General features: G+C 59.3%; 1 protein-coding gene. It reads left to right on the top strand.

Translation table 11 applies throughout. The features are described from left to right. Positions 1-1,722: TolB family protein (locus A6A03_RS18770; RefSeq protein WP_066791335.1), on the top strand; the 1,722-nt coding region annotated here is incomplete at both ends.

The following is a 1,722-nucleotide window of genomic DNA, read 5'->3' as shown; positions in this document are numbered from 1 at the left end:
CCCGCGCTTCGCCGCGATCTGGACCCGCACCGACAGCGAGGCGGTGCGCGGCGGGCGCACGTGGTATTGGGGGCCGGGGCCGTGGTTTGATTATGCCGAACATTATGTCGATAGTCCTAACGGTCTCCGTACGGTGCAATATTTCGATAAAGCGCGGATGGAGTTGAACCGGCCTGCCGACGGTATTGTGACCAATGGCCTACTGGTGAAAGAGCTTATCAGTGGTCGATTACAAGCAGGAGATGCGTACAATCTGCTGTATTGGCAACGCTGCTCTGATGTGCCGGTTGCCGGCAATCCGCGCAGCGCCAACCCGATCGCGCCCGGCTATTGCCAATTCGGCGCCATCGCCACGCTCGACAATGGCTATCGTGATCCGGTGCGCCTCAAAGAGCGCGTCAGCGCCACGATCGATGCTGCCGGCAGTATTGGTGAACGGCCTGAACTCGCCCGCCCTGAAACGACGATCGTGCAGTACAACACGATGACCGGTCACAACATCCCCCAAGTTTTTTGGGATTTTATGACCCAACGTGGGCGTATCATCGAGAATGGCCGCGTTACCACCGGCCCGATTGTCGATTGGCTGTTTGCAATGGGCTACCCGATCACCGATCCCTACTGGACGCGCGCGGTGGTCGGTGACACCGAGCGCGATGTGCTGGTGCAGCTCTTCGAGCGGCGCGTGCTCACCTACACTCCCGATAACCCGCCCGGCTATCAGGTCGAGATGGGCAACGTTGGCCAGCACTACTTCCAGTGGCGCTACCCGCATCTCGGCATGCCGTGGGCCGCACCCGATCCGGCCCCTCCCTTGCTCTACGCCTCGAACATCGATACCGCCAGCCATTGGGAACTCTACCGGGCCAATTTCAACGGCGGCGGCCAGCGTCTCACCTTTAACACTGCCGAAACCGTCGCCTACTCGTGGCTGCGTAGTTGGGATCCTGCCCAACAGATGCTTGCCGTTGACTCACGGCGCGAGCAACCCGCATACCGGCAAGTGTACCTGCTCAACAGTATCGCCGCTAGTGCCGGCGAATTTGCGTCCAACGCTAGCGCTACCCGGCTGAGCTACATTGACAGTAACGACGGCATTACCATCTCGCCATGGGAACGCGAAGAATTTGTGAACAGGATCGTCAATGAGTTCAATCCGATGGTGTCGCCTGATGGCACGAAACTATTGGTGATCTCAGAACGGATGGGGCGCCCAGATATCATGTTGTGGCCGGCTTCGACGCCGGACATCGCCAACCTGATGCGCCCAACCCGCTTGACACGCGACCAACCCGCGTGTCGTTATGAAACCCCGGCATGGTCACCTGACGGCAGAACGATCTACTGGGTCAGCGACTGCAATGGGAATTTCGATATCTACAGCGCCGAGCTTCGCTATATCCCATTCTTTTCGCGCGGTGTGGTTTTATTAGTTGGTTTCCGGGCTGAACTTACCAATATCCGCAATCTGACGAATAATACAGCCAACGACCGCTTTGCCCGCGTCTCGCCCGACGGCACGCAGATCGCGTTCGCTAGCGACCGCGACGGCAACTGGGAGATTTACGTCATGAACGCCGACGGCAGCAATGTCCGCCGCCTCACCAACCACGCTGCCACCGACGACGCACCGACGTGGTCGCCTGATGGCCGCCAATTGGCCTTCGCCAGCGACCGCGACGGCGACTTCGAGATTTATATCCTGAACGTCAGCGATGGGAC

It is taken from the genome of Chloroflexus islandicus (assembly GCF_001650695.1).
GTDB lineage: Bacteria > Chloroflexota > Chloroflexia > Chloroflexales > Chloroflexaceae > Chloroflexus > Chloroflexus islandicus.
This window is presented reverse-complemented; position numbering and strand designations above follow the sequence as displayed.